Annotated in this window: 15 protein-coding genes and 6 tRNA genes; 12 read left to right on the forward strand and 9 right to left on the reverse strand. The window is 54.8% G+C overall.

Annotated features, from left to right (window positions below):
- Window positions 1-86: 86 nt before the first annotated feature.
- A complete protein-coding gene (locus tag ABEH87_RS14560; protein ID WP_346577196.1) occupies window positions 87-1739 on the reverse strand; it encodes a thiamine pyrophosphate-binding protein in 1653 nt (550 codons plus the stop codon).
- Between the two features lie 206 nt (window positions 1740-1945).
- Between ABEH87_RS14560 and mgrA the strand changes: the two genes are divergently transcribed.
- Together mgrA and ABEH87_RS14570 are read left to right on the forward strand one after the other, a co-directional pair.
- On the forward strand, window positions 1946-2935 hold the full coding sequence (gene mgrA, locus ABEH87_RS14565) for an L-glyceraldehyde 3-phosphate reductase (RefSeq protein WP_346577198.1): 990 nt from the start codon (window positions 1946-1948) through the stop codon (window positions 2933-2935).
- A gap of 224 nt (window positions 2936-3159) precedes the next feature.
- Window positions 3160-3528: a DUF2502 domain-containing protein gene (locus tag ABEH87_RS14570; RefSeq protein ID WP_346577199.1), complete on the forward strand. Its 369-nt coding sequence runs from the start codon at window positions 3160-3162 to the stop codon at window positions 3526-3528.
- Between the two features lie 35 nt (window positions 3529-3563).
- On the opposite strand, the gene ABEH87_RS14575 is transcribed toward ABEH87_RS14570, so the two are convergent.
- The gene (locus ABEH87_RS14575) at window positions 3564-4802 is read right to left on the reverse strand and encodes an Nramp family divalent metal transporter (RefSeq protein WP_346577201.1); all 1239 of its coding nucleotides are present in this window, start codon (window positions 4800-4802) and stop codon (window positions 3564-3566) included.
- Between the two features lie 439 nt (window positions 4803-5241).
- Between ABEH87_RS14575 and ABEH87_RS14580 the strand changes: the two genes are divergently transcribed.
- Window positions 5242-6426, forward strand: coding sequence for a NupC/NupG family nucleoside CNT transporter (locus ABEH87_RS14580; RefSeq protein WP_346577203.1), 1185 nt, complete (start codon window positions 5242-5244; stop codon window positions 6424-6426).
- Window positions 6427-6635: 209 nt separating this feature from the next.
- On the opposite strand, the gene ABEH87_RS14585 is transcribed toward ABEH87_RS14580, so the two are convergent.
- Together ABEH87_RS14585 and ABEH87_RS14590 are read right to left on the reverse strand one after the other, a co-directional pair.
- A tRNA-Ala gene (locus ABEH87_RS14585) sits at window positions 6636-6711 on the reverse strand.
- 50 nt (window positions 6712-6761) lie between these two features.
- A tRNA-Ala gene (locus tag ABEH87_RS14590) sits at window positions 6762-6837 on the reverse strand.
- 351 nt (window positions 6838-7188) lie between these two features.
- Here ABEH87_RS14590 and ABEH87_RS14595 point away from each other — a divergent pair.
- Both ABEH87_RS14595 and ABEH87_RS14600 read left to right on the forward strand, forming a co-directional pair.
- Complete coding sequence (locus ABEH87_RS14595; protein WP_346577205.1) at window positions 7189-7977, forward strand: formate/nitrite transporter family protein; 789 nt, start codon at window positions 7189-7191, stop codon at window positions 7975-7977.
- Between the two features lie 173 nt (window positions 7978-8150).
- Entirely contained in the window at window positions 8151-8501 is a 351-nt protein-coding gene (locus ABEH87_RS14600; RefSeq protein WP_346577207.1) for a YfeC-like transcriptional regulator, read from the forward strand.
- Between the two features lie 46 nt (window positions 8502-8547).
- Here ABEH87_RS14600 and gltX read toward each other — a convergent pair whose 3' ends face one another.
- Window positions 8548-9957: a glutamate--tRNA ligase gene (gene gltX, locus ABEH87_RS14605; protein WP_346577209.1), complete on the reverse strand. Its 1410-nt coding sequence runs from the start codon at window positions 9955-9957 to the stop codon at window positions 8548-8550.
- 258 nt (window positions 9958-10215) lie between these two features.
- On the opposite strand from gltX, the gene ABEH87_RS14610 reads away from it, so the two are divergent.
- The 5 genes from ABEH87_RS14610 to ABEH87_RS14630 all read left to right on the forward strand — a co-directional run bounded on the left by ABEH87_RS14610 (window position 10216) and on the right by ABEH87_RS14630 (window position 11343).
- Window positions 10216-10291 (forward strand) — tRNA-Val (locus ABEH87_RS14610).
- A gap of 53 nt (window positions 10292-10344) precedes the next feature.
- Window positions 10345-10420, forward strand: a tRNA-Val gene (locus tag ABEH87_RS14615).
- Between the two features lie 35 nt (window positions 10421-10455).
- Window positions 10456-10531 (forward strand) — tRNA-Val (locus tag ABEH87_RS14620).
- Between the two features lie 4 nt (window positions 10532-10535).
- Window positions 10536-10611: transfer RNA gene (locus ABEH87_RS14625), tRNA-Lys, on the forward strand.
- Window positions 10612-10998: 387 nt separating this feature from the next.
- Complete coding sequence (locus ABEH87_RS14630) at window positions 10999-11343, forward strand: FlxA-like family protein (RefSeq protein ID WP_346577210.1); 345 nt, start codon at window positions 10999-11001, stop codon at window positions 11341-11343.
- On the opposite strand, the gene ABEH87_RS14635 is transcribed toward ABEH87_RS14630, so the two are convergent.
- Entirely contained in the window at window positions 11340-12260 is a 921-nt protein-coding gene (locus ABEH87_RS14635) for a LysR family transcriptional regulator (RefSeq protein WP_346577212.1), read from the reverse strand. The two genes, ABEH87_RS14630 and ABEH87_RS14635, sit on opposite strands and share 4 nt — an antisense overlap.
- Window positions 12261-12353: 93 nt before the next feature.
- Here ABEH87_RS14635 and ABEH87_RS14640 point away from each other — a divergent pair, with 93 nt between their 5' ends.
- Window positions 12354-13379, forward strand: coding sequence for a bile acid:sodium symporter family protein (locus tag ABEH87_RS14640; RefSeq protein WP_346577214.1), 1026 nt, complete (start codon window positions 12354-12356; stop codon window positions 13377-13379).
- A 3-nt stretch (window positions 13380-13382) separates the two neighbouring features.
- On the opposite strand, the gene ABEH87_RS14645 is transcribed toward ABEH87_RS14640, so the two are convergent.
- The 3 genes from ABEH87_RS14645 to zipA all read right to left on the reverse strand — a co-directional run bounded on the left by ABEH87_RS14645 (window position 13383) and on the right by zipA (window position 16640).
- A complete protein-coding gene (locus ABEH87_RS14645) occupies window positions 13383-13610 on the reverse strand; it encodes a DUF3820 family protein (RefSeq protein WP_346577215.1) in 228 nt (75 codons plus the stop codon).
- A 1-nt stretch (window position 13611) separates the two neighbouring features.
- Window positions 13612-15624: an NAD-dependent DNA ligase LigA gene (gene ligA / locus ABEH87_RS14650; protein ID WP_346577217.1), complete on the reverse strand. Its 2013-nt coding sequence runs from the start codon at window positions 15622-15624 to the stop codon at window positions 13612-13614.
- Window positions 15625-15692: 68 nt separating this feature from the next.
- Window positions 15693-16640 (reverse strand): cell division protein ZipA, encoded by a 948-nt coding sequence (zipA, locus tag ABEH87_RS14655; RefSeq protein WP_346577219.1) that lies wholly within the window; start codon window positions 16638-16640, stop codon window positions 15693-15695.
- Window positions 16641-16860: 220 nt separating this feature from the next.
- On the opposite strand from zipA, the gene cysZ reads away from it, so the two are divergent.
- A complete protein-coding gene (cysZ, locus tag ABEH87_RS14660) occupies window positions 16861-17622 on the forward strand; it encodes a sulfate transporter CysZ (RefSeq protein WP_346577221.1) in 762 nt (253 codons plus the stop codon).
- Window positions 17623-17648: the final 26 nt, after the last annotated feature.

Consider the following 17648-nt stretch of genomic DNA (forward strand, 5'->3'; position numbering starts at 1 on the left):
GCTCCACTCAAGTCAATTAAACACACTATACCCAAAAAAATTCGCGTTGCATCAAGGTGTCATCTGAATTACAGGCTTTTACGCGCTTAACGACTGTTACGCTGATGCAGTGCTTGCGTGACGGACGCCAGTAACGGAGGAATATCATCCTGCGGCAGCACCACCTCCACCAGCGACAGGTGTGGCGTCTCGCCCAGCAGCGCCATCACCTCCCGCAGCTGTACGGTCTGCGTGACACGCCAGCTCTGTGCCTGACTGTTAACGTTCAGCGCCTGCGGCAGGCGCGTCCAGTCCCAGCTGGCAATATCGTTATAACGCTGCTGCGCACCGTGGATCGCCCGTTCAACGGTGTAGCCCGCATTATTGAGCAGGAAAATCACCGGGTTCTGGCCGTCACGCAGCATCGTCCCCAGTTCCTGCACCGTCAGCTGGGCGGAACCGTCGCCAATAATCAGCACGATCCGCTGCTGCGGCTGTGCGACTTGCGCGCCAAACGCCGCTGGCAGCGTATAGCCGATCGACCCCCACAGCGGTTGCACCAGCAGACGAGCGCCCTGCGGCAGGCGCAGGGCGGCCGCGCCAAACGCCGCCGTTCCCTGGTCCGCCAGTACGATATCTCCGGGACGCAAAAAGTCCTGAATGGCCTGCCAGAAAGTACACTGAGTCAGGCTGTCGGAGAGTGACGCTTCCAGCTGTGGCGGAGCGACGATACCCCGCTCCCAGCCCTGGCCATACTGACGCGCCAGCCGATGCAATACTTCCAGCGCCGCCGCCATAGGAACACCGTCAAACTGATGTTCCGCCACCCGGCACTGGTGTAATCCCACTTCAATGGTTCTGCTCTGGGTAATCTGCTGGGTGAAGCCGGCGGTAATGGTATCGGTATATTTCACGCCAATGGCGATGAGCACATCGCTCTGCTCGATGGCAACACGGGTACTCTCTGCGCTGGAGGCCCCCGAATAGGTGCCGGCAAAACCATACTGCCACTCCGGCAGTACGCTCTTCCCCATCAGCAGAGTGGCAAACGGCATGGGGACCTCGGCCAGCCAGCTGTGCAGGCGCGCCTGTTGCCCGGCACGATCGGCAAGAAAATCGGCCAGCATCGCAACGCTACCGGCTGCCGCCAGCAGCGTTTCGGCGGCATCGCTGAAGGCAGCCAGCTGCTGCCGGTCAATCTGCTGTGGGAAAGTTAAAGGTGCTGCGGGCGGCGACAGCGGGCTTTCCGCAACATTAGTCGCCAGCAGCAGATAGACCGGACGGCGCTGCGTTAATGCGCAGCACAACAGCCGGTCAATTTCCTCTGCCGCGTTGTCTGCCGTCAGGATGCTGGTCGCCACCGAGATTTCCTGATGCATACGCAGGAAGTGGTTGAAATCCCCGTCTCCCAGAGTGTGATGGAGCAGCTCCCCCTGGCGTTGTGACGTTTGCGAAGGCGCACCGACAATGTGCACCACCGGTAAATATTCAGCATAGCTGCCCGCCACGCCGTTAATCGCACTTAACTCCCCGACGCCGAAGGTGGTCAGCAGCGCCGCAGCGCCGCGACAGCGGGCGTAACCGTCAGCGGCATAGGCGGCATTCAACTCGTTGGCACAGCCCACCCAGGCAAGGCGGGGATGGTCAATCACGTGGTCGAGAAACTGCAGGTTGTAATCCCCCGGCACGCCAAAAAGATGGTCAATACCGATCTCATTTAAACGCGCAAGAAGATAATCTCCAACGGTGTGTCTGTTCATCGTTTGCTCCTGCTGGCAGTTTCACTTGAGTATTGACGATTATTTTTACCCTGTTACAGGAAACTCATCGGGCTGGGTGGCAACGGATCGTTACGCCGGTCAGAATTATCTTTAAGTTGCGATCCACCCCGCGCTTTCCGTGAGTGTAACCGTATACACTGCTATGCTTTTCTACGGCCCCTTTGTTCTCACCACAGGATTTATTCATGGTTTATCAAGCAGATGCTCAGCGTTATGAGAAAATGACCTATCACCGTTGCGGACGCAGCGGCCTGAAGCTTCCGGCTATTTCCCTTGGTTTGTGGCATAACTTTGGTGACAGCACGCGCGTGGATAACAGTCGTGACCTGCTGCGTCATGCTTTTGATAACGGTATCACTCATTTCGATCTGGCCAATAACTATGGCCCGCCTCCGGGCTCTGCCGAGGAGAACTTTGGCCGTATTCTGCGCGAAGATTTCCGTGGCTATCGCGACGAGCTGGTGCTTTCCAGCAAGGCGGGATACACCATGTGGGATGGTCCCTACGGTGACTGGGGTTCACGTAAGTATCTGATTTCCAGCCTCGATCAGAGCCTGAAGCGGATGGGCGTTGAGTACGTGGATATTTTTTATCACCACCGCCCGGACGCAGAAACGCCGCTGGAAGAGACGATGACCGCGCTCGACCATCTGGTTCGCCAGGGTAAAGCGCTGTATGTCGGCCTGTCCAACTACCCAGCAGAACTGGCCGCTCAGGCGATTGCGCTGTTAAAAGATCTTGGCACCCCGTGCCTGATCCACCAGCCGAAATATTCCCTGTTCGAACGCGCTCCGGAAGCTGCCCTGCTGGACGTGCTGGGAGAACGGGGTGTCGGCAGTATCGCCTTCTCGCCGCTGGCCGGGGGGATGCTGACAGACCGCTATCTGCAGGGGATCCCTGACGATTCCCGCGCCGCCAGCGGCAGCCGTTTTCTGAGCGGCGATCAGCTGACGCCGGAAAAGATGGATAAAGTTCAGCGGTTGAACGCGCTGGCACAGGGCCGTGGGCAGAAACTGTCGCAGATGGCGCTGGCCTGGGTGCTGCGCGGTGACCGGGTGACCTCGGTGCTGATCGGCGCCAGTAAAACCAGCCAGATTGATGATGCCGTACAGATGCTGGATAACCGCCACTTCAGCGCGCAAGAGCTGGCGCAGATTGACGCTATTCTCGCTTAGTATTGTTATTAAAGGCCGATCGTCAGATCAAACGATCGGCACCTGCTGCTGAAGGGGCATCCAGACAGACGATCGCCCCTTACAGCCCGCCGTTCCCCTCTTCCAGATAAATCCCAAAGCAACGCGTTTCACTTTTTTTCGGAGTTCGCCAGGCGTAACGGCGCACATCTGTTTATATTGTGCAGCTACGGTGGAGAAGTCAGGCCACCGATAAAGGAGATAATATGAAACGCTTATTGCTTGTTGCCACTTTGCTGGCAAGTTTATCCCCGCTGGCGGTACACACAGCTTACGCCGACAGCGCTCGTATCACTCTGGCTCCGGGCATTACTTTGCATTTAGGCGATCGCGACGATCGGGGCCGCTACTGGGATGGTGGCCGCTGGCGCGACAATCACTGGTGGCGCAATAACTATCGCTACGATGAAGGACGCTGGTGGCGACATGAACAGTGGCGACGCCATGAAGAAATGCGCCGCCATCATGAATGGGAAAGGGAACGTCGCTGGCGCGACCATGACCGACGCCGCGAATGGCGCCATCATGAAGATGAACGCCGTCATCACGACCGCGACCGCCACGACCGCTGGTAACCTTAATTGCACTGGGCGGCGGCATGCCGCCGCCCCTACAGATTCATCGCCATGGCGACCAGCAGGTAACCGTTAAGCACCACCACCACCGCCACAATCCCCCAGCCAATATTCTGCATCAGCCGGGAATTCACCATATCCCCCATCAGCTGGCGGTTGCCGGTAAATGCCAGCAGCGGCACCAGCGCCAGAGCAATCCCGAAGCTCAACAGCACCTGGCTCATCACCAGAATGCGTGTCGGTTCCCAGCCCGCCATAATCACAATAAAGGAAGGGAGCATGGTCACGACGCGGCGCACCAGCAGTGGGATATGGAAACGAATAAACCCCTGCATGACCACCTGCCCGGCCATCGTGCCCACCACCGTGGATGATAACCCCGCCGCCAGCAGGCTCAGGCCAAATACCATCGCCGCCGCTTTGCCCAGTAAAGGATCAAGCGTCAGGTAAGCCTGGTCAAGATCGGCAATACCACTGTGACCGCTGAAGTGGAACGTTGCTGCGGCCGTCGCCATCATCGCCAGGTTAACAAAGCCCGCAATCGTCATGGCAATCGCCACATCCAGCTTGGTAGAGGAATAACGCTGGGCACGCGTACCGCCCTCATCCTTTTGCGTTAGCGACGAGTGCAGATAAATGACGTGAGGCATAATCGTCGCCCCCAGGACGCCTGCCGCCAGCAGGACGGCATCGGCCGTCGGTAGCGAAGGCACCGCCATGCCGTGTATCAAATCGACAACTTTGGGCTGCGAGAAAAACAGCTCTATGACATAGGCCGCTGCGACAAACAGCAGCAGCCCGCCGATGACCAGTTCCAGCGGCTTTTGCCCACGGCTTTGCAGCATCAGGATCAGGAAGGTCGCGACCCCGGTGAGCATCGCGCCCTGCAGCAAACTGACGCCGAACACCAGTTTAAAGCCGATCGCTGCACCGATAAATTCCGCCAGATCGGTCGCCATGGCGATGATCTCGGCCTGAACCCAGTAAAACCATACCGCCGGACGCGGGAAGCGATCGCGGATGTGCTCGGCCAGGTTTTTTCCGGTGGCAATGCCGAGTTTGGCTGACATCAGCTGAATGACCATCGCCATAATGTTGGCCCAGACCACCACCCACAGCAGGGTATAGCCGTAGGAGGCACCAGCCTGAATATTGGTGGCAAAGTTGCCGGGGTCGATGTAGCCAATTGCCGCGATAAAGGCTGGCCCCATTAAGGCAAACTTGATTTTACGACTACTGCGAATGTTCTGCTCCGCAGTGCGGCTTCCGAACATAGTGATTACCCCTGATGCAATACGCCTGGCGACCATCCTGCTGCAAATTGACGACAATCATCAAGTCCAGCCAGATGGGTTGTTTCTATCGTTGTGATAGCCCGCGCTATAAGTTATAGCAAAGGCTATACTCCAAAATAAACTACGGGAAACTCAAAAAATGAGCAACTCTTTTTACTGTAGGTTATTCGGAAATCACTTACCAGCTAAAGGGTTATTTTTTAAACAAACAACGATTGCCAGTGAGGGCCAGATCGGGGATAACATGCTTAAAAAAGGTCTGGCCTGTTAAAGTTTGGTGAAAACATGTGACGGCTCATGCTTTTCTGCAATCTACTGCAATAGGGAATTGTTATATTGCGGTGTAGATCTCGTTTTTCCCGGTCTTGTTACATAGAATGTGCAACGAAATATAACAGCCCTCAAATTTGGAGCAAACATGTCCCGCATTCTACACTTTGCTTTGGCACTGGCGGTGATCACCGTACTGGCCCTGTTGGTCAGTCGCGATCGTAAAAATATCCGTGTGCGTTTTGTCTTACAGCTTTTAGTTATCGAAGTACTGCTGGCCTGGTTCTTCCTCAACTCTGAAGCTGGCCTGGGTTTTGTCAAAGGTTTCTCCGATTTGTTCGAAAAGCTGCTGCACTATGCGGCGCAGGGAACCAACTTCGTCTTCGGCAATATGAGTGATAAAGGACTGGCGTTCTTCTGGCTCAATGTCCTTTGCCCTATCGTGTTTATTTCAGCACTGATTGGTATTTTGCAGCACTTCCGTATCCTGCCGATCATCATCCGCGCGATCGGTACCGTGCTGTCGAAGGTCAACGGCATGGGTAAACTGGAATCTTTCAACGCAGTAAGTTCGCTGATTTTGGGGCAGTCAGAAAACTTTATTGCTTATAAAGATATCCTCGGAAAAATGTCTGAGCGCCGCATGTACACCATGGCAGCGACGGCAATGTCGACGGTTTCCATGTCAATTGTCGGCGCTTATATGACTATGTTGCAGCCAAAGTACGTGGTCGCCGCGCTGGTGCTGAATATGTTCAGTACCTTTATCGTGCTGTCACTGATTAACCCGTACCGCGTAGACAGCGAAGAAGACCTGAAGCTGGGTAACACCCATGAAGGTCAGAGCTTCTTTGAAATGCTGGGTGAATACATTCTGGCCGGTTTCAAAGTGGCCGTGATTGTTGCCGCCATGCTGATTGGCTTTATTGCCCTGATCTCCGCGATCAACGCCCTGTTCGATACCATTTTCGGTATCAGCTTCCAGGGGATCCTCGGCTATGTCTTCTTCCCGTTTGCCTGGATGATGGGCGTACCGAGCCATGAAGCCCTGCAGGTGGGCAGTATTATGGCTACCAAGCTGGTGTCTAACGAGTTTGTGGCGATGATGGACCTGCAGAAAATTGCCGGTACGCTGTCACCACGCGGTGAAGGCATCCTGTCGGTATTCCTGGTCTCCTTCGCTAACTTCTCGTCTATCGGTATCGTCGCCGGTGCGATTAAAGGTCTGCATGAGGAGCAGGGTAACGTAGTTTCCCGCTTTGGTCTGAAACTGCTGTACGGTTCCACCCTGGTGAGCGTGCTGTCTGCATCGATTGCCGGTCTGGTTCTGTAACGTCCTGACGGGGCCTCTGGCCCCGTTTTCTTTCCTGCCCCTGCCCTTTCCTTCATCTGCTCCTCTTCCCTGCTTTAACACGTCACTCTGCCGCTTAAATAAGGGATGAAAAGATGGCGCCTGTCACAGGAGATGAATCCGAGGGAAAATAGAGACGAAAAAAAATCCGCCTGAGCAGATTATGGGGTAAAGCAGATAGATTAAGAATTTGGTGGAGATAAGCGGGATCGAACCGCTGACCTCTTGCATGCCATGCAAGCGCTCTCCCAGCTGAGCTATACCCCCACATCTAAATTCCCGGTTTTTCGCTGCCGCCTCATCTTCTGGTAAAGATTTGGTGGAGATAAGCGGGATCGAACCGCTGACCTCTTGCATGCCATGCAAGCGCTCTCCCAGCTGAGCTATACCCCCAAGCCGAAAAACCGTGTCGTGTTGACGGCGGGGATAATATGAAACAGCGGGGTTGGTGTCAACGGCAAAATAACAATCTGCGATTGATCGTTGAAAAAGCCGCCAACGCGGTGCTAAAAGCGCTAACTCACTGTTTTCAGATACCCCCCGGCAATCAGCACATCGTCGTTCGCCTTATTCTGTTAATTACACGTTAATAACAAGGTTAAAAGCTACTTGTTTTTGTTAAACGACCATGCAAAACTGCGCCGGATTTTTTGTTGCCACGCCCGCTCTGCGCTGGATGAAAGCCTGTTTCAGCGCTCTGCGGAATTTGGCGCTTTTTCCAGTATTTATGACACCAGAGCGAACATGTCTTTGCACACTCCAAAAGAGATTTCAGCCGTCGCCGTTCAGGCGGGCGTGATCAAAAGCCGTACCCCCGTTTCTTCCCTCCTTATTCTGGGATTCCTTGCCGGTGCTTTTATCGCATTTGGCTTCTTACTCTATATTCACGTGGTTAACCAACTGCCTGCGGACTGGGGTTCATTTGGAACACTGTTGGGTGCAGCTGTATTCCCGGTAGGAATCATCCTTACCGTACTGGCCGGTGGTGAATTACTGACGGGTAATATGATGCTGCTGCCCGTCGCCTGGTTTGCACGCCAGATAAGCGCGCTCAGCGTTATGCGTAACTGGTTCTGGGTGACCCTGGCCAACTTTATTGGCAGCGTCACTATCGCATGGTTCTTTGGCCATATGCTGGGCATGACTGAAGGTGACTACCTGAAAAAAACTGTCGCAATAGCCAGTGCGAAAGTGAATGCTGATTTCCTGCATGCCTTTATTTCTGGCATCGGCTGTAACTGGCTGGTGTGCCTGGCGACCTGGATGGCGTTTGCCAGTAAGGATGTGGTCGGTAAGATTTTCGGGATGTGGTTCCCGATCATGGCCTTCGTCGCGATTGGCTTCCAGCACGTGGTGGCGAACATGTTTATCGTTCCTGCCGCCATTTTTGCCGGATACCTGAGCTGGGGTGAATATTTGCCTAACTTTGTTGCGGTATTCCTCGGTAATGCCATTGGCGGGGCCATATTTGTTGGTCTGGCCTACTTTGTCGCATTTCGTGCACCTCTGGCAGAAAGCCCCGTTTCACGCTAACCCCCTTATCCCCTGCGGTTGCAGGGGGTATTTCGCGATCCAGCCCCTATTTCGCGATCCAGCCCCTATTTTTTGCTCTTCATTATGCCAAGGTTAGTAATTTGTGTTAGTTGTTCGCGTGATGAATTGTTGTAATATGCTAATGACTTTATTCGGCAAAAAGGGACATGAATGTGAAAAAGGATTGGTTAACGCCGGAAGAACTGGCACAGCAAACAGGTTTTAGCAGACAGACGATTAATAAGTGGGTTAAGAAAGAGAACTGGACCACCGCACCTAAACCCGGTGTTCAGGGTGGAAAGGCACGAATGATTCATATTGATGAACGCGTGAAAGTATTTCTTAAATCCACACGCCATGCTGCAGAGCCTAATGCCCAATATCGTGTGAGCCAAAATTCGCTTCCCGCGCTGTTAATTACTTCAATGCAGCAATTGAGCAGTGAAGAACAAGATAAACTGGCAGCGATGCTGCTGCGTGAAGGTATTCAGGGGATTTTACAACGACTGGGTATCAGCAATTGAAAAAAAAACCGGCCAGTAAACTGGCCGGTTTTTATTTTTTCTGCGATCAGACTTCGCGCGTGGAAATAAACGCCAGCGCTTTCTCAATACGCGCTACGCTGCGCGAACGCCCGATAGCCTGTACGGTCACATCCAGCGCAGGGGACTGCCCGGCACCGGTGACAGCAACACGCAGAGGCATTCCGACTTTCCCCATCCCGACTTCCAGCTCATCAGCCGTTGCCTGAATGGCCTGATGGACGTTTTCTGTCGTCCAGTCAGTTATTGCCGCCAGTTTGTCACGTACCACTTCCAGCGGCTGACGCGCCACCGGGCGCAGGTGTTTTTTCGCCGCATCGGCATCAAACTCGTCAAACTCTTCGTAGAAATAGCGGCACGAAGCGGCCATCTCTTTCAGCGTTTTACAACGCTCACCGAGCAGTTTCACCAGCTGCGCCAGCTCAGGGCCGGTACGGGTGTCGATATTTTCCTGTTCAATATGCCACTGCAGATGCGTCGCCACATATTCAGGTGCCAGGCTGTTGATGTAGTGATGGTTCAGCCACTGAAGCTTTTCGGTATTAAATGCGCTGGCAGATTTGCTGACCGCATCCAGGTCGAACAGCTTTTTCATCTCATCGAGGGTGAAAATTTCCTGATCGCCGTGCGACCACCCAAGGCGAACCAGATAGTTCAGCAGTGCCTCCGGCAGATAGCCGTCATCACGGTACTGCATCACGCCCACCGCGCCGTGGCGTTTTGACAGTTTTTTACCGTCATCGCCGAGGATCATCGACACGTGTGCATACACCGGCACCTGCGCACCAATCGCTTTCAGAATGTTGATCTGACGCGGGGTGTTATTGATATGGTCTTCACCGCGGATAACGTGGGTGATTTCCATATCCCAGTCATCGATAACCACGCAGAAGTTATAGGTTGGTGCACCGTCGGTACGGCGAATGATCAGATCGTCAAGCTCCTGGTTGCTGAACTCAATCGGGCCACGGATCTGGTCATCAAAGATAACGGAGCCTTCCTGCGGGTTGCGAAAACGCACCACACAAGGTTCATCATCGGCATGGTGTTCATGGCTGTCGCGGCAGCGGCCGTCATAACGTGGCTTCTCATTGTTAGCCATCTGGTTTTCGCGCAGCGCTTCCAGGCGCTCCTTCGAGCAGTAACACTTATAAGCGCTGCCCGCTTCCAGCATCTGATCGATCACCGCGTTATAGCGGTCAAAACGTTTGGTCTGGTAGTACGGGCCCTCATCCCAGTCGAGATTTAGCCAGTTCATGCCATCCATAATGGCATCGATCGCCTGCTGAGTTGAACGCTCCAGGTCGGTGTCTTCAATACGCAGCACAAACTCACCGCCGTGATTACGGGCAAAGAGCCAGGAGTAAAGTGCGGTACGAGCGCCGCCAACGTGGAGGTAACCAGTTGGGCTGGGAGCGAAGCGGGTTTTGATTTTCATTAATGAATGCCTTAATTACGCGGAGGCTTTGGCCTGGTCAGAACAAACTTTTAGTGGGGCACATTCTATCACCTGCGGGCGAATCCTCAACGCCAATCCCTGTTTGCCGACGGCGTTTGGCTGGACTTTCAGTCAGCAAGCCTCTGTTTTTGCCTGAAATGAGAACATCCTGACTATTTTTACGACGAACACACATTTTACACGGAAAAAGCGTTGACTCATTTCCGCGGTTCCCTATAATGCGACTCCACACAGCGGGGGTGATTAGCTCAGTTGGTAGAGCATCTCCTTTACACGGAGGGGGTCGGCGGTTCGAGCCCGTCATCACCCACCATTCATGATATGAATGATGCCCGCGAAAAAGCAGTACCCAGAGATTTGAGATGTGGGTGATTAGCTCAGTTGGTAGAGCATCTCCTTTACACGGAGGGGGTCGGCGGTTCGAGCCCGTCATCACCCACCATATCTCAGTGAAGTATCTGGTAAGCATGACGATATGGGTGATTAGCTCAGTTGGTAGAGCATCTCCTTTACACGGAGGGGGTCGGCGGTTCGAGCCCGTCATCACCCACCATATCGGGTCGTTAGCTCAGTTGGTAGAGCAGTTGACTTTTAATCAATTGGTCGCAGGTTCGAATCCTGCACGACCCACCAATGTAAAAAGGCGCCCTAAAGGCGCCTTTTTGCTATCTGTCATTCGGGCGGGCTGACCGGAAAAGAAGGTCAGCCCCTACATCAGATCCATGTAGGGGACGACCCTTTTTTCCGGTCGTCCCGTGCCGATGATGTGCACCAAACGTAATGAAGACCTTCTTTTCCGGTCGTCCCGTGTTGATGGTTGCATCCAACAGAAACGGTCGCCCATACATTTTCCGTTTTCACACGCGAACATTCGCAACATCCGGACTGACCGAAAAAGAAGATCCCCTGCCCCTACGGTTCTCTTTTCACCTTCTTATCACCACTTTTACGCATTCCGCCCTCAAGTCTTCAGCACTCCGTTCCGATAACCCGTATTGGTTAAATACAAAGGAGACAGAAATGACAACCATCAATACCAGTTCTGGTGTATCTGGCGGCTCGGGCGGCGGAGATTCGGTTTCACAAACCGCCAGTATCGCTAAGCAGATTGTCAGGCTACAGGAACAGCTGAAAAGTATGGCCGGCGATACAACGCTGGATGAAGATCAGAAAGCGAAACAGCAGCAGATGATCGAAAATCAGATCATGATGCTGGAAGCACAGCTGGCACAAATCCAGCAGCAGCAGGCAGAAAAGGCTGCTGAGCAGCAGGAAGTCAGTAAAGCCGCCGACAGCGGCAGCAGCAAAATGGCTGACGGCGTTAATCGTCCGACGGAAGATAATCAGCTGAACGTATATATCTAGAACGGTGACGCGTTCGCGCGCTGTTGCGTCAGCAGCTCTGCCTGCTGGCGCACTTCCTGCCAAATCGCCTCTGCGGCGGGTGTTAACGAACGATTCTTACGCCGGACCAGCATAATGCTCCGGTTGATCTCCGGTACAATCCGGCGAACCAGCAGCGGCCTGCCCTGCGGTAATGGCAGCGCCAGCGCGGGTAAAATGCTGATGCCTATCCCGGCTTCCACCATCGGATAGAGCGTCGCGGGGTGACCTATCTCCTGGGCAATCTCCGCCTGCACCTGCTGCACACGCAGCGCCTCGTCGATCAGTACCCGACTGCCTGAAGCATAATCCTGAAGCACCAGCGTGCGCTGGTTGAGCATATGCCAGTGAATGGTCTGCTGCTGCGCCAAAGGGTCGTCCTGACGGCACAGCAGCAGAAACGGCTCGGCAAGAATAGCCTCACACTCCAGATCGTCAGACTGCAGCGGGCCAACCACAATGCCGAAGTCCACTTCGGCATTACGGATGCTTTGCAGCACCCACTGCTGAGGGCGGTCGCGCAGCATCACTTTAATTTCCGGATAGTGTAACTGCCCGGCAGCCAGACACTGCGGCATCAGATGCGCAGAGATGGTCTGGCTGGCCGCCACACGCACCGTACCGCTGCGCTGCTGCCCATAGCTGCGCGCATCCAGCAGCGTGGTGTTAAGCTCCTCCAGCAGGCGCTCAAGGCGGCTGGAGAGCTGCTCGCCCGCCTCCGTCAGCAACACTTCCCGCGTGGTGCGATCCAGCAGGCGAATGCCCATCTCTGTTTCCAGCTCTTTAATGCTGTGGCTGACCGCAGACTGACTGAGTCCAATCAGCTGCCCCGCCTGGCTAAAACTCCCCTGCTGCGCTACGGCGACAAAGACCCGTAACTGACGAAGCGTACAATTCATCGATTATGCTCATATATGAATTCAATAAATTAATTTTATTTCTAAACCCTGCCAGCGCACAATAGCCGCATGTTTTTTTAACCAGGCATTAACATGCGTATCTTTCGTATCGACCCACTGATGTTGAAACTGATCATCACCGTACTGCTGGCCTCTTTCCTGCCCGCACGCGGTCATTTTGTTGATTTCTTTGAATGGCTGACCACCGCCGCTATCGCCCTGCTGTTCTTTATGCACGGCGCCAAGCTGTCGCGGGAAAAAATCATTGCCGGGGGCGGCCACTGGCGTTTGCACCTGTGGGTGATGTTCAGCACCTTTGTGCTGTTCCCGGCGTTGGGGATGCTGTTTGTCTGGTGGCACCCGCTGAACCTCAGCACCGAAATCTACACCGGGTTTATGTACCTGTCGATCCTGCCTGCTACCGTACAGTCGTCGATTGCCCTGACCTCGCTGGCCGGGGGTAATGTCGCCGCCGCGGTCTGCAGCGCCTCGGCATCCAGCCTGCTGGGTGTGTTTATCTCCCCGCTGCTGGTCGGCCTGCTGATGAACGTACACAGCGACGTGCCGGGTGGGAGTCTGGAACAGATTGGTAAAATCATGCTGCAGCTGCTGGTGCCGTTTGTCATCGGGCATATTTCCCGCCGCTGGATTGCCGACTGGGTGGAAAGAAACCGGGGTCTGATTGGCAAAACGGACCAGGCGTCTATTCTGCTGGTGGTGTATTCCGCCTTCAGTGAAGCCGTGGTAAACGGTATCTGGCACCGCGTAGGCGCCATGACGCTGGTCTGGATTGTGGTGGGTAGCCTGGGGCTGCTGTTCGTGGTGCTGGCGATTAACCTGGCGGCAGCGAAGCTGTTTGGCTTTAACCGTGCAGATGAAATTACCATTCTGTTTTGCGGGTCGAAAAAGAGCCTGGCAAACGGCGTACCGATGGCGAACATTCTGTTCCCTTCAGCCGCCGTGGGGATTATCGTGCTGCCGCTGATGATCTTCCATCAGGTTCAGCTGATGGTCTGCTCTATGCTGGCACAGCGCTACAAAAAAGCGGGTGAAAAGCTGGCCGCACAGCATAAGGCAAGTCACAGTAAACCTGCCGTAATGGAGTCGCAGAAATCGTAAATATTACGGGGCCGTATGGCCCCGTTTTAACGGTTTCACCAGCCCTTCCAGCCCCTCAATCTTGATTGCCAGCGTAATCTGCATCAACTCCCCCAGATGACCCTGAGGAAACTCATCCTTACGCGCAAACCACAGCAGATACTCTTCCGGCAGGTCGATCAACGCCCGCCCTTTGTATTTACCAAAAGGCATTTCAGTGTTGGCGATCTCAATCAGGTGCTGCTTTTCCATTTCACTCACCCAGTAAACGTATCATTTCCGCTTCGTCGATAACCTGAATACCCAACTCCTGCGCTTTGACCAGCTTGGAGCCGGCCGCTTCACCGGCGATCACCAGATCGGTTTTCTTCGATACGCTGCCGCTCACTTTGGCGCCCAGCGCTACCAGCCGATCTTTCGCTTCATCACGCGACAAAATGGTCAGGGAACCGGTCAGCACCACGGTTTTTCCCGCGAACGGGCTGTCGATCTCTTCTGCTTTTACCACCACAACATCAGGCCAGCTGATACCGGCTTTTTCCACCAGCAGATGGATGACTTCGCGGTTGCTCTCTTCATCCAGGAAGTTACGCACATGGCTGGCGACCACTTTACCGACGTCCGGCACCGCAATCAGCGCCTCCAGATCTGCCGCCATCAGCGCCTCAAGCGTGCCGAAATGTGCAGCCAGGTTCGCCGCCGTCGCCTCACCCACTTCGCTGATGCCGAGCGCATACAGGAAACGGGCAAAGGTCGTGTGCTTCGCCTTCGCCAGCGCATCAACGACATTCTGCGCTGACTTTGGTCCCATACGATCCAGCCCGGTCAGTTTGCCTGCGGTAAGATTGAACAGGTCGGCCGGATTCAGAACGTACTCTTTATCAACCAGCTGATCGATAATTTTCTCGCCCATGCCGTCAATGTCCAGCGCCCGGCGCGAGACAAAGTGTTTTAACGCGCCTTTGCGCTGAGCGCCGCAGATCAGGCCGCCGGTGCAGCGGGCCACAACCTCGCCTTCCACCCGCTCAACGTCAGAGCCGCAAACCGGGCAGTGGATCGGGAACACCACGTCGCGCGCATCTTCTGCGTGTTCTACCACGCTCACCACTTTCGGGATCACGTCTCCCGCACGGCGGATCACCACGCGGTCGCCAATTTTCAGCCCCAGGCGCTCAATCTCGTCGGCATTGTGCAGCGTGGCATTACTGACGATCACCCCGGCAACCAGCACCGGTTCCAGACGTGCCACCGGCGTAATGGCACCGGTGCGGCCAACCTGGAACTCGACGTCACGCACCACGGTCATCTGCTCCTGGGCGGGGAATTTGAAGGCTATCGCCCAACGCGGCGCACGGGCTACAAAGCCGAGTTGTTCCTGGAGATCCAGCGAATCCACTTTGATGACCACGCCGTCAATATCAAATCCCAGCGCAGGGCGGTCGGCTTCAATCTCCCGGTAGAATGCCAGCACCTCGTCCGCGTTATGGCACAGACGTACCCGGTTGCTGACCGGCAGGCCCCAGGCTTTAAACTGCTGCAGCCGGCCCATATGGCTACGCGGCATCTCGCCCCCTTCCAGCAGACCCAGACCGTAACAGAAGAACGTCAGGGGACGCTTAGCAGTGATGCGCGGATCAAGCTGACGCAGAGAGCCTGCGGCAGCATTACGCGGGTTGGCGAATACTTTACTGCCGGTGCGCCGCGCCTCGTCATTCATTTTTTCAAAACCGGACTGCGGCATAAACACTTCACCACGCACTTCCATTCGGGCCGGGATATTGTCTCCGCGCAGCCGTAGCGGAATAGCGCCAATTGTGCGCACATTGGCGGTAATATTTTCCCCCGTGGTACCATCGCCGCGCGTCGCTGCACGCACCAGCTCGCCGTTTTCATACAGCAGGCTGACCGCCAGTCCGTCCAGCTTCAGCTCGCAGCAGAAGGTGATGTCATCGCTGCTTTTCAGACGATCCTGCACGCGCTTGTTAAACGCCAGATAGCTCTCTTCATCGAAGGCGTTATCCAGCGACAGCATTGGTATTTCATGGCGTACCTGCTCAAATGCACTGAGCGGCGCGGCGCCAACGCGCTGGGTCGGGGAGTCAGAGCTAATCAGCTCAGGGTGTGCGCTTTCCAGTTCACGCAGTTCGCCCATCAGGCGATCGTACTCCGCATCCGGTACTTCCGGAGCATCCAGTACGTGATACTGATATTCGTGGTGGCGAAGCAGGGTTCGCAAATGGGTGATTTTGTCTTGTACGGATTCCATAGCGGCACCATCAGAGATAAAAAACCCCCGAAGGTCGGGGGTTTGGGAAGATTATGATTATATAAAAATTATCGGGCGTTGGCGTCAATCACATCGCGGATACGCGATTTATACGTTTCCAGCTTCTGCGGCGTCATCATGCGGCGTTCGTCGTCCAGCACCACGCCACCGACATCATCAGCGATACGCTGTGCAGATTGCAGCATCAGTTTAAAGTTCTGATGCGCATCGCCGTAGGACGGCACCATCATAAAGATCGACACGCCAGGGGTGGTAAAATCAGACATGTTGTCCGGATTAAACGAGCCGGGTTTGACCATGTTTGCCAGACTGAACAGCACCGGGCCGCTGCCCGCCGGATTCAGGTGACGATGGAAGATATTCATTTCGCCAAACTGGAAACCTGCCTGCAATACGCCCTGCAGCAGCGCTTCACCGCTGATACTGCCCCCCGCATGGGCGGAAACATGCAGCACCAGCACCGTCTCTTTACGACGCGCTTCTTCCCGCTTCGCTTCAGCAATTTCTGCGTCTGACGGCGGCTGCACGACTTCAGGCTGAGGCTGAGGCTGGACAGGTGGCACCTGGGCCGTCTGTACCGGACGAACCGGCTCAGGCTGGCGCACGGGTTCAGGGGCTTCGCGCTCCGGCTCCGGCGCATGCTGGAAGTCTCCGCCAAACAGCGGATCGTCTTCAGGCTGCTCATCAACCACAGGCTGATGGCGCACCGGTTCAGGCTGACGAATATTGGGCTGACGCGGCGGCTCATTCCCGGCATTAAATCCACCCAGGGAAGGCTCCGACGGGTCCGGCTGGCTACGCTGCACGCGCACTTCACCTACGCCTTCTTCGTCATCTTCGAACGCTTCTTCTCTGTCCTGTTTTAAACGCTTGTGAGGGCGATCGCGAAAAACAGATGAGCGCTCTTTACGGCTGGTCCACAGGCCATGCAGTAAAAGCGCTATTATGGCGATCGCGCCAACAACGATTAATATCAGACGCAAATCCTGCATCATTGTATTCTCTGTTGTTCCAATACCTTGCCACCGCGGCAAACTTTATCCTCTAACTGTATTTGCCCAGGTACACAAGTGCAAGTCTGCGCAGTATTTTCTGACAAATATCCCGCTATGAGGACGCTTTTTTGCTGTTTTTTCGCGCAAAGCCCCCCTGGTAAGTGGAAAAAGCTGCGTTATGATAGCCATCGTCTGCCCGTTCAAAGGAGAAACGCAGTACATGTCACATCACAATCCTGGTACTTCTCATAACGGAGTCCACTACTTTGCCCAGGGATGGAAGCTGATCCTGCTGCCTGGCATCCGGCGTTTTGTTATCCTTCCGCTGCTGGTCAATATTGTCTTAATGGGGGGAGCCTTTCTCTGGCTGTTCAACCGGCTGGGTCACTGGATCCCGGAATTAATGGCAATGATACCCGGCTGGTTACAGTGGCTGAGCTATCTGATCTGGCCACTGACGGTGCTCTCCATTATTTTAGTCTTTAGCTATTTTTTCTCCACCATTGCCAACTGGATAGCGGCTCCTTTCTGCGGTCTGCTGGCCGAGCAGCTGGAAGGCCGTCTGACCGGCAAACCGCTGCCTGATAATGGCTGGAGCGGACTGGCGAAGGACCTGCCACGTATCATGAAACGAGAGTGGCAGAAGCTGGCTTATTATCTGCCGCGCGCGCTGGTGCTGCTGATACTCTATTTTGTACCTGGATTCGGACAGACGGTAGCGCCGGTGCTGTGGTTCCTGTTCAGCGCCTGGATGCTGTCTATTCAGTACTGTGACTTCCCGTTTGATAACCATAAGGTCAACTTCCGGCAGATGCGTTCCGCGCTGCGCCAGAATAAAACCGTCAACATGCAGTTCGGCGCTCTGGTGAGCCTGTTCACCATGATCCCCCTGCTGAACCTGGTGATTATGCCGGTCGCTGTCTGTGGCGCGACCGCCATGTGGGTAGACAAATATCGTTCGCAGTTAGCCCTCAATCGATAAATGCCTGGCGCACGAGCCACGAAACT

The organism is Erwinia sp. Eh17-17, assembly GCF_039675725.1.
Taxonomy (GTDB): Bacteria; Pseudomonadota; Gammaproteobacteria; order Enterobacterales; family Enterobacteriaceae; genus Erwinia.

Bases quoted from the DNA above. Each gene is read 5' to 3' on its own strand.
- ABEH87_RS14630 (WP_346577210.1), top strand. From the start codon at position 10,999: ATGACAACCATCAATACCAGTTCTGGTGTATCTGGCGGCTCGGGCGGC.
- ABEH87_RS14575 (WP_346577201.1), bottom strand. From the start codon at position 4,802: ATGTTCGGAAGCCGCACTGCGGAGCAGAACATTCGCAGTAGTCGTAAA.
- gltX (WP_346577209.1), bottom strand. From the start codon at position 9,957: ATGAAAATCAAAACCCGCTTCGCTCCCAGCCCAACTGGTTACCTCCAC.
- ABEH87_RS14570 (WP_346577199.1), top strand. From the start codon at position 3,160: ATGAAACGCTTATTGCTTGTTGCCACTTTGCTGGCAAGTTTATCCCCG.
- ABEH87_RS14580 (WP_346577203.1), top strand. From the start codon at position 5,242: ATGTCCCGCATTCTACACTTTGCTTTGGCACTGGCGGTGATCACCGTA.
- ligA (WP_346577217.1), bottom strand. From the start codon at position 15,624: ATGGAATCCGTACAAGACAAAATCACCCATTTGCGAACCCTGCTTCGC.
- ABEH87_RS14640 (WP_346577214.1), top strand. From the start codon at position 12,354: ATGCGTATCTTTCGTATCGACCCACTGATGTTGAAACTGATCATCACC.
- ABEH87_RS14560 (WP_346577196.1), bottom strand. From the start codon at position 1,739: ATGAACAGACACACCGTTGGAGATTATCTTCTTGCGCGTTTAAATGAG.
- ABEH87_RS14635 (WP_346577212.1), bottom strand. From the start codon at position 12,260: ATGAATTGTACGCTTCGTCAGTTACGGGTCTTTGTCGCCGTAGCGCAG.
- ABEH87_RS14645 (WP_346577215.1), bottom strand. From the start codon at position 13,610: ATGGAAAAGCAGCACCTGATTGAGATCGCCAACACTGAAATGCCTTTT.
- mgrA (WP_346577198.1), top strand. From the start codon at position 1,946: ATGGTTTATCAAGCAGATGCTCAGCGTTATGAGAAAATGACCTATCAC.
- ABEH87_RS14595 (WP_346577205.1), top strand. From the start codon at position 7,189: ATGTCTTTGCACACTCCAAAAGAGATTTCAGCCGTCGCCGTTCAGGCG.
- cysZ (WP_346577221.1), top strand. From the start codon at position 16,861: ATGTCACATCACAATCCTGGTACTTCTCATAACGGAGTCCACTACTTT.
- zipA (WP_346577219.1), bottom strand. From the start codon at position 16,640: ATGATGCAGGATTTGCGTCTGATATTAATCGTTGTTGGCGCGATCGCC.